Below are 14,545 nucleotides of genomic sequence, written 5' to 3'. Positions count from 1 at the left end.
TGCTTTGCTCATATTTTGAATCTATCTAAATAGCGCATGGCAGCACGTCTCCTCTCCCTTTCCTTACTTCTTGGTTTTTCCTTGCCCGCAACTGGCTGGGCGCAGTCGGCACCGCGGGAGGCGGCCGGACAGATGCAGCAAGCAACCGGCACGCTGACTGGACAGATAAAGCTAGCCGACGGGCAAGCGGCGGAGTCGGTTTCGGTACTGGTGCAGGGCACTTCACTGGGTACTAGCACAGATGCGGAAGGCAGTTTTCGCTTGCAGGCCCCGGCTGGCTGGCTGAAAGTAGCCGTGACGCATGTGAGCTACGTGACCCAGCTCCTGACGGTGCAAATAAAAGCAGGTGAATCGGTTACGCTACCCCCCCTCACGCTGGCGAAAGACCAGCGCCAGCTTTCGGAAGTAACCGTGACAGGCAACCGCACCATCAACGAAAAGCCGGTGGCCGCGGGCAAGCTACCGGTGCGGCCATTGGATTTGCCTCAGAGCATCGTGACCATCGACCAGGGGGTGCTGGAGCAGCAGCAGGTGCTGCGCGTGAGCGACGCGCTGGCCAACGTGAGTGGCGTGTACGTGATGGGTACTACCGGTGGCACCCAGGAAGAGTTGGCTAGCCGGGGCTTCTCGATGGGTAGCAATAACACTTTCAAAAACGGGGTGCGCTACAACAACGGCGCTCTGCCAGAAGCCACGGCTTTGGAAAGCTTCGAGGTGATGAAGGGCAGCAACGCCATTTTGTACGGCAACGTGGCGGCCGGCGGCGTTATCAACTTGGTCACTAAAAAGCCCCGCTTCGAGCAAGGCGGCCAGGTGGGCATGCGCGTGGGTAGCTATGATTTTTATAAGCCTTTTGTGGATGTGTACGGGGCCGTGAATAGCTCTGAGCACGTGGCCTACCGGGTGAATGCCACCTACGAAAACGCCCGCAGCTTCCGTCAGGGCGTTTCATCAAACCGCTTCTACGTGAATCCGTCGCTGCTATTTAAGGTAGGTCAAAAGACTGATTTACTGGTGGAGGGCGACTACCTGCACGACGAGCGCACGCCCGACTACGGCATTGGCACCATCAACTACCGCATCGTGGACGTGCCGCGCAGCCGGTTCCTGGGGCCAAAATGGGCGTACAACCGTACCGACCAAACCAGCCTCACCACCACCCTCACCCACCACCTCTCCGACAATTGGCAGGTGCGCCTGATCGGTGGCTACCAGGGCTACGACAACGACCAGCGCAGCACGTCCCGCCCCATTGGCGTGCTCGAAAACGGCGACTGGAGCCGCAACGCGCAAGGCAGCCAGACCATGCAGGACTACTTTTTGGGCGAGTTGGACGTAACGGGCAAGTTCAAGACGTACTTCCTCAGCCACGCCGTGCTGGTAGGTATGGATGCCGATAAGTACAACACCACCACGCCCTCGTACACGGCCGTGGCCTACGATAAAATCAACATCCTGGACCTAGACAAGTACAAGCAGCGGGCCGATTTGCCCGCCCTGGCGCTGGCCTCGCGCAACCATACGCCCATCCGGCGGGTAGGGGCCTACGTGCAAGACCTGATTAGTGTGGGTGAGAAAGTGAAAGTGCTGGCCGGGGTGCGCTACACCTACCAGGAAACCGGCACCAAGTCGCTGGCTTACAAGGACTACTCCCTCACGCAGAGCAAGCGGTATGATGATGCTTTTTCGCCGCGCCTGGGCCTTGTGTATCAGCCCATCAAGACCAGCTCCGTCTTTGCCTCCTACTCCAACTCGTTTGTGCTGAACTCGGGCACCGACCAGAACGGGGCAGCACTGCCGCCTTCTACCCTCAACCAGTTGGAGGTAGGCGTGAAAAACGACCTGTTCGACGGGGCACTGTCGGCCAACGTGACGGCCTACCACATCGTGAACGACGGGCAAGCGCAGACCATTCTGCAAAACGACCCGCGCTACAACGCCGACTTCCCCAACGCCCAGGAACTGGCGGGCGAGGTGACCAGCAAAGGCCTGGAAGTGGACATTCTTAGCAAGCCCTACCAGGGCTGGTCGTTGATTGGGGGCTACAGCTACAACCACACTTCCTACACCAAAAGCAACATTTACGAGGTAGGAAGCCTGCTGCGCTACAACCCCAACCACACAGCCAACCTGAGCGTGTTCTACACCCTCGACCACTCCACGCTGCGCGGGCTGCAAGCCGGCTTCACGGCTTACTATGTGGGCGAGCGGCAGGCGGGCCGCAACACGCGCAAGGTGACCCCCGACGGCCAGCCCCGCCTCAACGACACGTTTCAGCTGATTCCGCTGCCTGGCTACACGCAATTTGATGCGTCGGTGGGCTATGCCTACCAGCGCCTCACGCTGCGCCTGAAGCTTTCCAACCTGCTCAACAAGCTCAGCTATAACGCCCACGACGACAACAGCATCAACCCCATTGCGCCGCGCCAGCTGGCCGCCACGCTCACCTACCAATTGTAAAAAACCGCGGCAGCTCCTCCCAAAGTAAAGCCCGACCGTAGCGACGCCAACACTTTAACCGGGGCTGCGTTAAGCGAATACTATTTGCTTCACGCAGCTCCCGTTTATGTCCACCTCCACTTCTGGCCTGCTCGCTACCCTCCGGCGCCATTGGACCTACTATGTAGCGGAAGCAGCCGGAGCGGCCACATTTATCATTGTGGCGTCGTGCGCGGCGGTGGTGGTGCAACACCCTACCTCGCCGGTGCGGCAGTGGCTGGGCGACAACGACCTGCTGCGCCACGTGGTGCTGGGCCTACCCATTGGCCTGGCCGTTGCCCTCATGACGTACAGCGCCTGGGGGCAACGCTCGGGGGCGCACCTCAATCCGGCCGTCACGCTGGCGTTCTGGCAGTTGGGTAGCCTCAGCGCCACCGATACGTTTTGGTACGTGGTGTTTCAGTTTGGGGGCGCTCTGACCGGCGGCTTCCTGATGGAGCAGGTATTGGCGCCTTGGTATACTCACCCAGATATCAAGCAGAACGTGACGGTGCCCGGCGACTGGGGCGTGGGTGTGGCACTGCTGGCCGAAGCCGCTATTTCGGCCTTTTTCATGTTTGTGCTGCTCTGGGCGCTGCACTCCGAGCAGCGGCGCAAGTATGCTGGCTGGCTGCTGGCCGGCTTGCTGGCCTTGTATATTGGTTTCGAAACGCCGCTGTCGGGGATGAGCCTGAACCCCGCCCGGTCGCTGGGCACAGCCGTGGCGGCTGGCAATTTCACGGGGCTATGGGTGTATTTTGTGGCGCCCATTGCCTCCATGTGGCTGGTGGCGGTGCTGTTTCAACGCTACTACCACGGCGCGACATTTGAGTGCGCCGTTTTGGCCGGCTGCGCCACCCCCGCCGAAGCCGGTCCGTATGCCCGGCAACAGCCCCAGTTCCCCGATCCGCAGGGCGACGAGTAGCCAGCTGGTTCCAATACCTTATCAGGCCATGCATCCCAGGGCTGAAGCCCTGGGCTAGTCAGCGGAGCAGAAGCAAGAATGAAACCGCTCCGTAGCCCAGGGCTTCAGCCCTGGGATGCATGGCCTGATAAGGTGCGCCCATTACTTGCCGTAAACGCCCGTCAGGAACGTTTTCAAGTCGGTGGGGCGGCGGCCCAGCAGTTGCTCCAGGGTAGGGCTGCTGAGGTTGAACTCATCAGCGGCCATGGCTTTTGATAAGCCGACCATCATCATCACTACGGGTTCGGGCACGTGGTGCTCGCGCATGCCGGCGGCCAGGGCTTCCGGCGAGATGGGTACGTACTGCACCGGCTGCCCGGCAACCTCGCTCAGCGTAGCCGCAACATCCTGAAAGGAGTAGGCCGGCGCAGGCGCCAGGTCGTAGGTCTGATTGTCGTGGCCGGGGGTAGCCAGAATGGCAGCGGTGGCTTCGGCCAGGTCCTGGCGCAGGGCGTAGCTCACTTTGCCCTCACCAGCTGCGGCGTAGAGCTGGCCGCTGGGTAGCGCATTTTCGCCTATCATCATGGGCAGAATATCCAGGTACAGTGTGTTGCGCAGCATAGTATACGTCAGCCCTGACTCTTTGAGGTAGGCCTCGGTAGCCACGTGGCTGGGCGAGGCTCCGAAGTGCGAATCGGCCGAGGGGTTCGTAACGCTGGTATAGAGCACGTGGCGCACCCCGGCTTTCTTGGCCGCGTCAATCACGTTCTTGTGCTGCTGCAAGCGGTTTTCCAGATCGTCGCCAGAAATCAGCAGCACTTTTTCTGCGCCTTGGAAGGCCGCTTGTAGCGTGGCGGGGTCGTTGTAGTTGCCCTGCCGTACCTGCACGCCCTGATCACTCAGGTCGGTGGCTTTTTGCGGATCCCGCACCAAAGCAATTAGTTGGTTAGCAGGAACTTTAGACAATAAGGCGTTGAGGGTGGCGCGGCCCAGGTGGCCGGTAGCTCCGGTAATAGCAATCATGAGCTTGGTTCTTTTAAGTACAATAGTTACTTTTAGTAACTCAAAACTAGTAGACGCGTTTTGCGTCCGCAAGAAGGCATTTACTTCTTCCTAAGGCACATGCACGTAACTATCACTGAAAATCAGCCAATTACTTTTCAAGCCGAGGCAAAAAAAATTTTACAGAATATCCAAACGGCCACCAGCATCTGCCCCGTGCGCCACGTCTTAGACCGCATCGGCGATAAGTGGTCTTTTCTCTGCATCCTGCATCTGGGCGCCGCCGACACGCTGCGCTTCAACGAGTTGCGCAAGCAAATCGGCGACGTATCGCAGCGGATGCTTACCGTCACGCTCCGCTCCCTGGAAGCCGATGGGCTAGTGCAGCGCCACGTATACGCCGAGGTGCCGCCCCGCGTGGAATATCAGCTCACGCCGCTGGGCCACAGTCTGCTCGTAGCCTTTTCGGGACTGGGCACCTGGGCCAATGCGCACGCGCAGGAGGTAGCCCAGGCCCGGCAGGCATTTGCGGCGCGGGAGAAAGGCGACGGGTAGAGCCCGCCCTCGTCACTGTTTTTTCGCCCTACCCTCGCCTACGCTGCTTCAATTTCTGCTACGGCCTGCGCTACCAGTGTGGCCGCAAGCGCCGCATTGGGGCGGCCGGCCTGGCGCTGCTGAATCTGGCGGAGCAGGCCAATCAGCCGTTTATAATCCAGGTAGGGTTTAAAGCCCACCGTCAGGTCTTTGATACGGGTAATGCCTTCGGTGAGGGCGGTAGGGTCGTCGAGGCGGCCTAGGATTTCGCCCAGGCCGGGCAGCATGTCGAGGCGCCTGATAGGGGCAGCGGCGTCGTACTTTGTCCGCATGAGGGGCCATTGCGCCAGGGTGCCTACCTGGCCGTATACCTGCACCAGGGCCACCGTGAGGGCACCCGTATTGTCGGCTTCCAGGGCCAACGCGCGAGCCAGCGCCAGCTTTGGGTTCAGCGGCAGCAACCCTTGCAGCGCCGCCCCCTGCACCCGGTACGATGGACTTTCCAGGGCCTGCACAAACAGCGGGGCGTACTGCTTCTCCTTGAGCGAACCCAACGCCAGCAGCGCCGCCGCCCGCACCTGCACCGACGAATCGGTGGTGGCGAGCCTGCGTAGCACATGCGCAGCCGCTTTGCGCAAACCCACCTGCTGGAGTTCCAGGGCTTCGATAGCAAACTGCCGCAGCACCGGCGACCGATCGGCCAGACCCGCCACCAATAGCTGTTGGGCTACTGGCTGGGCGCGCTGCGTTTGGGCGGTGGCCAGGGCTTCGCGACGGTCGAGGTAGCGCGGGGCGTGGCGGAACTGGTAGGCGTACGCGGCCAGCGGCTTGTTGTCGGTTTTTTGCCAGACCAACACCTTTTCGGCATCCACGTTCACCAGATCCGGCTTGCTGACCGACGGAAAGCGGAAGGTTTCGGCGGCCTTCCGCACGGTAATGTGGTGGCGCGTGGGCTGGCCATTCGCGTATACATCCACCGCCAGTGGCAGCTGAAACGCCGGCCCCGGCTGGGTTTGTTTGATGGTGACTTGCTGCTCTTTGCGGGCCGCATCCCAAGCGTAGTCAATCGTGACGATGGGGTGGCCGGCGCGGTAGTACCACTGGTTGAAAAACCAGTTCAGATCCTGCCCCGATGCCTCTTCCAGGGCCAGCCGCAGCTGCTGGGCCTCGCCGGTTCCGAAAGCGTTTTGCGTCAAATAGCGTCGCAGGCCTTTAAAAAAGACGTCTTCGCCCAGGTAGCTGCGCAGCATGTTCAGGATGCTGCCGCCCTTTTGGTAGCTTACCCCGTCGAACATGTCCTCCTTGTCGGCGTAGGTGAAGCGCACGAGCGGCTTGGCATAGTTGCCGGCATTGCTCAGGTAGTTGCGCAGGCTGCGGTCGGCCTGGGCGGCGCCGGCGTCGGGGCCGTGGGCGTACTCGGCCCACAGCACCTCCGAGAAGTTGGCAAACGACTCGTTCATGGTCAGGTTGCTCCAGCCCTCGGCCGTCACGTAGTCGCCAAACCACTGGTGAAATAGCTCGTGGGCCATTTCGCGCTCCACATCGGCGTACTCCCAGTCCAGCTGCTCGCGGGCGGTGCCCTGGGCGTGCGGTCCATATAAGGAAGCCGTGGTATTTTCCATCGCCCCGCTCACGTAGTCGCGCACCACCACTTGGGCGTACTTCTGCCACGGAAATTCCACGCCCAAACGCTCCGAAAAGAACTCCAGCATGCGGGGCGTCTGGCCGAAAATAGCGCGGGCCTGCGCCGCGTACTGCGGCTCCAGGTAGTAGCTCGCCTCCTTGCCGCGCCAGGTATCGGTGGTCTTGCGGAAGTCGCCTACGGCCAGCATAAACAGGTAGGGCGCGTGGGGCTGCGCCATTTTCCAGGTGTCGCGGCGCAGACCGGGGCCAGCGGGCACTTGGCTCACCAGCAGGCCATTGCTGAGGGTAGCGTACTTGGCGGGTACTGTCAGGCTGATTTCGGAGGTGGACTTCTGGTTGGGCTTGTCGATGGTCGGGAACCAGGCCGAGTTGGCTTCCGTCTCGCCCTGCGTCCAGATTTGCACAGGCTTGCCGGCCTCCGCGCTGTCGGGGTTGATGAAATAAAGGCCCTTGGCATCCCGAATAGCCGCCGAGCCCTTCGCGTGTAGCTCGTCGGGTTTGGCCGTGTACTCGATGTAGATGGTGTACGCCTCGCCCGTCGGCACCAGTCGGCCCAGCCGGATCAGCAGTTGCTGCTGGTTGTAGTCGTATTGGAGTGGTTGCGGCGCATCCCCGTTCATCAAGGCCACTGCCTGAATATCCATGCCCTGCGCATCCAGCCGCAGCGAGTCGGTGGGGTAGGCGTGCGGCTTCAGCGTCAGCCACTCCTTGCCGTAAGCGTAGCGCTTGGGGTAGTCGAAGCGCAGGTCCAGCCGCGTGTGCACCAGGTCGTTGATTTTACGCGGCGTGGCGCGATACACGGTGTCGGTTGGTTGCTGGGCAACCGCCGGGGTAGCAACAAAAAAAGCGAGCAGCAGCAGGAGTAGGTTTCGCATCAGCAGCACAAGATGAAGAAACTTGCGCTATAGCAGATGCGCGGCCCGCACAGAGGGTTGCCTGCTGCCTTGGGTAGTCAGCCCCGCACGCTGCCCCTACCCTACCACAAACGTGCGCATGCTCATGCCCCCAAAGCTCACCTCCTCGAAGGCGTGCCGAATGTCGTCGTCAGCTTCGGCCAGAGCCAGGCTGTAGAGCATCGGGATGTAGTGGTCGGGGGTAGGCACGGCGAGGGGGCCGGCGGCACCAGCTTGCTGGTAGTGCGCCAGCGCCAGCAGGTCGCGCTGGTCGATTTTCTGCTTGGCCCAGGCATCAAACTCCACGGCCCAGGCGTGGGGCGCGGGGTTGTTCTGCATAAAATGGGGCATGCTCTGCCGCAGGTTGTGCACAATGTTGCCGCTGCCTACCACCAGCACCCCGCGCCGCCGCAGAAACTGGAGCTGCCGGGCCAACTCGGCATGAAAAGTAAGCGGCCGGCCGTAATCGATACTGAGCTGGAACACCGGAATATCGGCCTCCGGAAACAAGTGGTGCAACACCGTCCAGGTGCCGTGGTCGAGGCCCCACTCGTCGGTGGGTTGGGCGTCGGGGAGGGCGGCCAGCACCTCCTGGGCCACGTCGGGTGCGCCGAGTGCGGGGTACTGCATGGCAAACAGCTCGTCGGGGAAGCCGCCGAAGTCGTGGATGGTTTCGGGCCGCTCGTTCACGGCCACGTAGGTGCCGCGCGTGAGCCAGTGCGCCGACACCACCAGCACCGCCCGCGGCGGCTGCCGGTCCCGGATATCCCTACCCAGCTGGTGCAGGGTTTGGGTGAAGGGGTTATCAGCCAGCGCGTTCATCGGCGAACCGTGCCCGACGAAAAGCACCGGCATTTTATCGGTTTTCTGGAAGGTAGAGGCGGTTTTGTGGAGGTCTTGCAGGGAGTTCATGGCTGAAGCGAAGGGTAGCACCGCCAGTGTTTTCAAGCAGTCTCTGCGGTGCATGGGGTTATCCATTTGATGATAACAAAAGTACCCTACCTAGGAGTGCAAGGCCTTGATGTAGGATAAGAAATGGCCCATTTGGTGATGCGCCCTTCACGAAAGCTACCCGCTCCTATCCTCGCGCTAACTCCTTGCGCAGCCTACTTAGCGACTCCGGCGTGATGCCTAGGTAGGCCGCAATATGGCGAAGCGGCAACCGTTGCGCCAGCGTAGGGTAACGCTGCTGAAAATCAAGGTAGCGGGCTTCGGCAGTGGCGCTGAGCACCCCGATAAGGCGATGCTGCATGGCAGCCACGCTGTTTTGCAGCAGCTCGTAGAAAAACTGCTGTAGTTCCGGCCCCAGCTGCCGCAGCCGGGGGTAGAAAGCGGGGTCGAAGAGCAGCACATTGGAAGCCTCGACGGCGTCGATGGAGAATTGCGCGGGCGCTTGGTGCAGCAGACTATACTGATCAGCTATCCACCAGCTTTCGGGGGCAAATTGCAGGATATGCTCCTTGCCCTTGGCGTCCGTCACGTAGGCGCGCAGGCAACCTGAAAGTACAAACGCACCGTGTCGCCCTACTTCGTCCTGGTGCACCAATACCTCCTGCCGCCGGAGCGTACGTGGAGTAAATAGCCCCGTAAATACTGCTACTTCCTCCTCAAGCAAGCCGGGCAAGTGGCGCTGAAGGTAACTCTGAAAGGCAGCAAGTGGCATCATGCAAAATGGTATCCTGCTCCTACCCCTTCGACAGCTCCCCCGCCCGGCGCTCGGCGGCGCTGATGCCCCCAATGAGCGCCCCCGCCAAATCCCGCTCGCCAAACACCGTGAGGGCTGCCTCGGTGGTGCCGCCTTTGGAAGCCACGGCCTTAATCAGCTCATCCAACGACTTTTCGGAGTTGTTGAGCAGGTGAAAGGAGCCCAGCATCGTTTGTTTCACCAGCTGCGCGGCCAGGGCTTCGTCGAACCCCAGCTGTCGGCCGGCCTCAATCATGGCCCGCACGATGTAGAAGAAATACGCCGGGCCGCTGCCGCTCACGGCCGTAGCGGCATCCAGCAGGTTTTCCTGTTCCAAAAACACGGCCCGCCCGGTGGAGTTGATCAGGTTTTCTACCTGCCGAATTTGCCGCACCGTGAGGCCCTCGGCGGCGGCGTAGGCCGTCATGCCCAGCCCAATGAGGGCCGGCGTGTTGGGCATAGCCCGGATGATGAGCGGATGCCCCAGCTCCTGCTGCAACCGTGCAATGGGGATGCCAGCCATGATGGACAGCACCATCTGCTGAGGCTGCACCACCTCCCGCAGCTCCCGCGCTACCGCGCTGAAATCCTGGGGCTTCACGGCCACAATCACCAGATCATACTGGCCTACCTCCTGCGTGATGCCTAGCATCACGCGCCCGGCCTGCCTACCCTCCAGCTCCGTCTGCCGGGCCGGGCTCCTGGCCACCAGCAGCATGTTCTCGGGCTTCACCAGGTTGTTTTGCAGGAAGGATTTGGCGTAGGCCATGCCCATATTGCCGCATCCAATAATTGCTACGCGCATTGCTGTGAGGGTAGAAGGTTGGATTGACAAGGTAGGAAACTCCTGTCATCCTGAGCACAGCGAAGGACCTTCTCACGTGTGAACGAGTCGTTAGTACGTCAGTCGTCCACGCGTGAGAAGGTCCTTCGCTGTGCTCAGGATGACAGGAGTTTTTATTCTAAAACGGCGGGTCTTCGTTGCCGAAGTTGCTGCGGGGGAAGGCCTGCGGAGCGGGCCCGTCGTTGTTGATGCGCGAACCCAGGCGAATGGTGTTCGGGGCAAAGGCGCCGGGTTCTTCGTCGAACGTGCTGGTGGGGAAGGCGCCGGGGTTGTAGTCGCCGCCCTCGAAGCCGCCTACCCCGTCCAGGTCGGCAAACTTGGTGAAGCGACCAATGAACTTGAGCTGAACGGTTTCCAGGGAGCCATTCCGGTGCTTGGCAATAATCACCTCGCCCATGCCCTGGGTTGGGTTGCCCATTTCATCCTCCGTAATCTTATAGTATTCCGGGCGATACAGGAACACCACCATATCAGCATCCTGCTCGATAGAACCGGATTCACGCAGGTCACTCAGCTGCGGTTTCTTGTCGCCGCCGCGGGTCTCCACGGAGCGCGAGAGCTGCGACAGCGCCAGCACGGGCACGTTCAGCTCTTTGGCAATGCCCTTGAGCGCCCGCGAGATAGAGGCAATTTCCTGTTCGCGGTTGCCAGCGCCCTTGCCCCCGTCCGAGTTGCCCGTCATCAACTGCAAGTAGTCGATGATAATCATCTGAATATCGTGGTGGGCCTTGAGGCGGCGGCACTTGGTGCGCAGCTCGCGGATGCTGAGCGCGGGCGTGTCGTCAATGAAAATCGGCGCCGACGACAGCGAGGAAATCTTGTGGTTGAGCTGCGCCCACTCGTAGTCGGCCAGGTTGCCTTTCTTGATCTTCTCCGAATCCAGCTCCGCCTCCGCCGAAATCAGACGGTTTACCAGCTGAATAGACGACATTTCCAGCGAGAAAATAGCCACCGGCTTCTTGTGGTCCACGGCCGCGTTGCGCATGGCCGACACCACGAAAGCCGTGTTGTGCGTCACCGTCATGTCCTGGAGCAGAAACAAGCGGTTGCCGTCGATTTCGAAGCCGTAGTAGTCGTCTTCCTGATCAAACTCGACCGTGATGCCCGTCACGCGCCAGTCCACCGGGCTTTGCCAAGGCTGTGCTTTTTTGCGGGCAATGCGCACCGGCACGCAGCTGATGTCGCCGTAGATGCGCACGCGGTACACTTCGCTCTCGTAGCCAATGGCGCTGATAGCGGCGCGCTTTTTCTTCAGCGACGTGCGGAAACCCAGCGAATCGGCCAGAAACTTAATCTGCCGGGCCAGGCGATGGTTTTTCTGGGTGATTTCGTAGCCGTTGCTCACCGGGTCGAGGTGACCGTCGGAGTCGATGAGACCGGCCAGTAGGCGCAGGCGGTTCTCGCGACTGTTGATCAGGTAAGTCTGCGGAATATGCTTGTCGCCGAGCACGCCTAGCTGGCGCAGCTCGTCTTGCAAAGAAAACTGCGCTAGGCTACCGCCCTGTCGCCCGCGGGTAATACCGTAGCTGTTGCAGCGGTCGGCCACTACGCCTACCGTCACTTGCAGGTCCAGCGCATCGGCGTATTCATTCAGGTATTCAATGATTTCTGCATCCTGGGCCGTGATGCGACAGTTGGCGGAGCTACCATCGCCCAGCCATACACCCAGAAAATACGGATCCACAGGAACGTCCTGCGCGGCAAATGCCACGGGCACTTTATAGCCTTTGTAGTTCGAGCGGAACTTGTCGGACTTCGTCAGCCAGTCCTTTACTGTAATGTTCAGCACGTCGCCCTTGCGGTGCGGGCCTTCGGTGCGGCTGCGCTTCAAAGACAGAATGTGGCTTTCGTTGACGCGGTAGTCCTCGGCCTTGTTCTGGCGCACCCAATACATATTCTCCCTACCCCGCGCAATGCTGCGCACGCGGCGGGGCGTGGAGTCGTCGCCCATCAGCAGCTCACCGGCCTGCACGTCTTCCACGTTGCGCAGGGTGCCATCGTACATCAGCACTTTCGTGCCTTTGCCGAGACACTTGCCCATGCCGGGGCGTGCTGCAATAATCACTAGGTCAGATGGTTGCCAGCCGCTGGTTACGCGGTCCAGGGCCGAAAAGCCGGAGGGCACGCCGGTGAGACCGTCCTTCTGATTCTTCTTTTCTTCCAGCTCCTTGATGGCCTTGCCCATCAAAGAGCGCATGTCGTCGAAGTTCTTGCGGATGTTGGATTCCGACACTTCAAACAGCGCCTGCTCGGTGGCGTCCAACAGGTTAAACACGTCGGTGGTGTCCTCGAACGCGTCGCGGTGAATCTCGCTGGCAATGCGGATCAGCTCGCGCTTGATGGCGTTTTCGGTGATGATGCGGGCGTGGTACTCGATGTTGGCCGCCGAGTTCACCTTGAAAGTAAGGTTGGCCACGTAGTGCGTGCCGCCGGCCATTTCCAGCTCACCCAGCTCCTTTAGCTCCTGGTTGACAGTGAGCAGGTCAATGGGCTCCGATTTATCGAATAGGCTCAGAATAGCCTTGAAAATGCTCTGGTGGCGGTCATCGTAGAAGCTTTGGGGCTTCAGGATGTCGATAACGGTGGTGAGGGCGTCCTTTTCGAGCATGAGCGCGCCGAGCACGGCCGCTTCCAGCTCGCGGGCCTGCGGGGGCAATTTGCCGGCGGGCGCCGCCATGGTCATGGCCGGGGGGCGGCTGTTCCAGGCGGCTTTGGCCCGCGAGGCCGATTGTTTCAGGCGGTCATCCATCCGGTCGTTCATGGGGTGAGGGGAAATACAAGGTAAGCAGAACTAGGGGAGCAATCGGCGACTGCACCAAAAAATGCTCAGTCGGACGTGCCCGGCACGCACCCGGCCAGGCCGGGCAAAAGGGGTACAAAACTAACGGCTAACGCGAAGAAAACAGGTGTGGGAAATACAGTTTCTTTTACTATGTTCCTTGCTGCGTGCCAGCCAGACGCTGGGAGCAATTGATTGGTTGCGTTGGTAGGCAACCGCACGCCGCGCCTGCTCTAATCATAACCAGCCTTCGCCAACTACTTCCTTCCTAACCTCTACCCTGGCTGGTATGTTCTATCTGCCTACCTTTGCCGCCCATCTGCTTGCCTATCGTTTTGCTTACCCAATGCCTGCTACCCCCTCCTCCTTCCAGCGCCTTCATCTGATTGCTACCGGCGGCAGCATCATGCACAATCTGGCCCTGGCCCTGCGCCAGCGCGGTACCCACGTCACGGGCTCCGACGACGAGATATTTGAGCCAGCCAAAAGCCGCCTACAAGCCGCCGGCTTGCTGCCGGCTGCAGAAGGCTGGTTTCCGGAGAAAATAACCGCCGACCTCGACGCCGTGATTGTGGGCATGCACGCCCGCCCCGACAACCCCGAGCTGCTGCGCGCTCAGGAGTTGGGCCTGCGCGTGTACTCGTTCCCGGAGTTCATCTACGAGGCCAGCAAGGACAAGCAGCGCATCGTGATTGGCGGCTCGCACGGCAAAACCAGCATCACCTCGCTGATTCTGCACGTGTTGCGCTACCACCAGCGCAAGTTCGACTACGCCGTGGGTGCCCAGCTGGCGGGCTTCGATCTGATGGTGCAGCTCACGGAGGATGCGCCCATTATCATCATCGAGGGCGATGAGTACCTGTCGTCGCCCATCGACCGACGGCCGAAGTTTCACCTCTACCAGCACCACATCGGCGTGATTTCCGGCATTAGCTGGGACCACATCAACGTGTTTCCGACGGAGGAAATCTACCGCGAGCAGTTCAAAATCTTCGCGGAGATGACGCCCAAGGCCGGCACCCTCATCTACGACCAGGACGACGAGCAGGTGCAGCTCGTGACCGTGCCTACCTCGCCCGACGTGAAGTACGTGGGCTACGGCCCGCACGAGCACGTGCTGCGCGACGGCAAGACCTACCTTCTCACCAAGCGCGACGAGCAGGTGCCGGTGCAGGTGTTTGGCGCGCACAACCTGCGCAACATCTCGGCAGCCAAGGAGGTCTGCAAGCAGTTAGGCATCAAAGGCAAGGATTTTTACGAAGCCATTGCCACTTTCAAAGGCGCTGCACGCCGCCTGGAGCTGGTACGCGAGGGCCAGGATTCGGTGGTATACAAGGACTTTGCGCACTCACCCAGCAAGCTGAAAGCCACCGCCACGGCCCTGAAGCAGCAGTTCCCGAAACGGCGTCTGGTGGCCTGCCTGGAGCTGCATACATTCAGCTCGCTCAACCCGGCTTTCCTACCCCAATACGCCCATACCTTCGACGCGCCCGACGTAGCAGTGGTGTATTTCAACCCGCACGTGCTGGAGCACAAGCGCTTACCGGCCCTACCCCCTGAGGCTGTGCAGCAGGCTTTCCAACGCCCCGATTTGCAGGTTTTCACCGATAGCAAGGCCCTGGCTGAGTTTCTGCATCAACAACACTGGCAAGACACCAATCTGCTGATGATGACCTCTGGTACGTTTGATGGGCTGGATCTGACAGCCTTAGCAACAGAGGTGGTTGATAAGTAAAGACAAATGTGACTGTGGCAGCCGCTGTGCTGGGGTAGTTCAATGGCC

Annotated in this window: 10 protein-coding genes; 4 read left to right on the top strand and 6 right to left on the bottom strand. The window is 60.6% G+C overall.

Annotated features, from left to right (window positions below; genetic code table 11):
• Positions 1-36: 36 nt before the first annotated feature.
• Positions 37-2,460 carry a TonB-dependent receptor gene (locus H8B15_RS03120; protein ID WP_187318202.1) on the top strand — a complete coding sequence of 808 codons (2,424 nt, stop codon included), beginning with the start codon at positions 37-39 and terminating at the stop codon, positions 2,458-2,460.
• 106 nt (positions 2,461-2,566) lie between these two features.
• Positions 2,567-3,403: an MIP/aquaporin family protein gene (locus H8B15_RS03115; RefSeq protein WP_187318201.1), complete on the top strand. Its 837-nt coding sequence runs from the start codon at positions 2,567-2,569 to the stop codon at positions 3,401-3,403.
• 141 nt (positions 3,404-3,544) lie between these two features.
• Here H8B15_RS03115 and H8B15_RS03110 read toward each other — a convergent pair whose 3' ends face one another.
• On the bottom strand, positions 3,545-4,405 hold the full coding sequence (locus H8B15_RS03110) for an SDR family oxidoreductase (protein ID WP_187318200.1): 861 nt from the start codon (positions 4,403-4,405) through the stop codon (positions 3,545-3,547).
• 99 nt (positions 4,406-4,504) lie between these two features.
• Between H8B15_RS03110 and H8B15_RS03105 the strand changes: the two genes are divergently transcribed.
• A complete protein-coding gene (locus H8B15_RS03105; protein ID WP_187318199.1) occupies positions 4,505-4,939 on the top strand; it encodes a winged helix-turn-helix transcriptional regulator in 435 nt (144 codons plus the stop codon).
• Between the two features lie 38 nt (positions 4,940-4,977).
• Here the strand turns inward: H8B15_RS03105 and H8B15_RS03100 are convergent, their stop codons facing one another.
• From H8B15_RS03100 to dnaB, 5 genes are all read right to left on the bottom strand, one after another.
• Positions 4,978-7,437 (bottom strand): M1 family metallopeptidase, encoded by a 2,460-nt coding sequence (locus tag H8B15_RS03100; RefSeq protein WP_187318198.1) that lies wholly within the window; start codon positions 7,435-7,437, stop codon positions 4,978-4,980.
• Between the two features lie 96 nt (positions 7,438-7,533).
• Positions 7,534-8,421, bottom strand: coding sequence for a 4,5-DOPA-extradiol-dioxygenase (gene ygiD, locus H8B15_RS03095; RefSeq protein WP_216859060.1), 888 nt, complete (start codon positions 8,419-8,421; stop codon positions 7,534-7,536).
• 112 nt (positions 8,422-8,533) lie between these two features.
• Positions 8,534-9,121 (bottom strand): Crp/Fnr family transcriptional regulator, encoded by a 588-nt coding sequence (locus H8B15_RS03090; RefSeq protein ID WP_187318197.1) that lies wholly within the window; start codon positions 9,119-9,121, stop codon positions 8,534-8,536.
• A gap of 19 nt (positions 9,122-9,140) precedes the next feature.
• On the bottom strand, positions 9,141-9,944 hold the full coding sequence (proC, locus tag H8B15_RS03085) for a pyrroline-5-carboxylate reductase (RefSeq protein WP_187318196.1): 804 nt from the start codon (positions 9,942-9,944) through the stop codon (positions 9,141-9,143).
• Between the two features lie 157 nt (positions 9,945-10,101).
• The gene (gene dnaB / locus H8B15_RS03080; protein ID WP_246455311.1) at positions 10,102-12,666 is read right to left on the bottom strand and encodes a replicative DNA helicase; all 2,565 of its coding nucleotides are present in this window, start codon (positions 12,664-12,666) and stop codon (positions 10,102-10,104) included.
• 442 nt (positions 12,667-13,108) lie between these two features.
• Between dnaB and H8B15_RS03075 the strand changes: the two genes are divergently transcribed.
• Positions 13,109-14,497 (top strand): UDP-N-acetylmuramate--L-alanine ligase, encoded by a 1,389-nt coding sequence (locus tag H8B15_RS03075; RefSeq protein WP_187318432.1) that lies wholly within the window; start codon positions 13,109-13,111, stop codon positions 14,495-14,497.
• Positions 14,498-14,545 lie beyond the last annotated feature (48 nt).

It is taken from the genome of Hymenobacter citatus (assembly GCF_014333615.1).
GTDB lineage: Bacteria > Bacteroidota > Bacteroidia > Cytophagales > Hymenobacteraceae > Hymenobacter > Hymenobacter citatus.
Note: the sequence above shows the minus strand (reverse complement) of the source record. Positions and strands in the feature narration are given on the sequence as shown.

Coding starts and splice junctions, on each gene's coding strand:
- H8B15_RS03120 (WP_187318202.1), top strand. CDS start 37: ATGGCAGCACGTCTCCTCTCCCTTTCCTTACTTCTTGGTTTTTCCTTG.
- H8B15_RS03115 (WP_187318201.1), top strand. CDS start 2,567: ATGTCCACCTCCACTTCTGGCCTGCTCGCTACCCTCCGGCGCCATTGG.
- H8B15_RS03110 (WP_187318200.1), bottom strand. CDS start 4,405: ATGATTGCTATTACCGGAGCTACCGGCCACCTGGGCCGCGCCACCCTC.
- H8B15_RS03105 (WP_187318199.1), top strand. CDS start 4,505: ATGCACGTAACTATCACTGAAAATCAGCCAATTACTTTTCAAGCCGAG.
- H8B15_RS03100 (WP_187318198.1), bottom strand. CDS start 7,437: ATGCGAAACCTACTCCTGCTGCTGCTCGCTTTTTTTGTTGCTACCCCG.
- ygiD (WP_216859060.1), bottom strand. CDS start 8,421: ATGCACCGCAGAGACTGCTTGAAAACACTGGCGGTGCTACCCTTCGCT.
- H8B15_RS03090 (WP_187318197.1), bottom strand. CDS start 9,121: ATGATGCCACTTGCTGCCTTTCAGAGTTACCTTCAGCGCCACTTGCCC.
- proC (WP_187318196.1), bottom strand. CDS start 9,944: ATGCGCGTAGCAATTATTGGATGCGGCAATATGGGCATGGCCTACGCC.
- dnaB (WP_246455311.1), bottom strand. CDS start 12,666: ATGACCATGGCGGCGCCCGCCGGCAAATTGCCCCCGCAGGCCCGCGAG.
- H8B15_RS03075 (WP_187318432.1), top strand. CDS start 13,109: ATGCCTGCTACCCCCTCCTCCTTCCAGCGCCTTCATCTGATTGCTACC.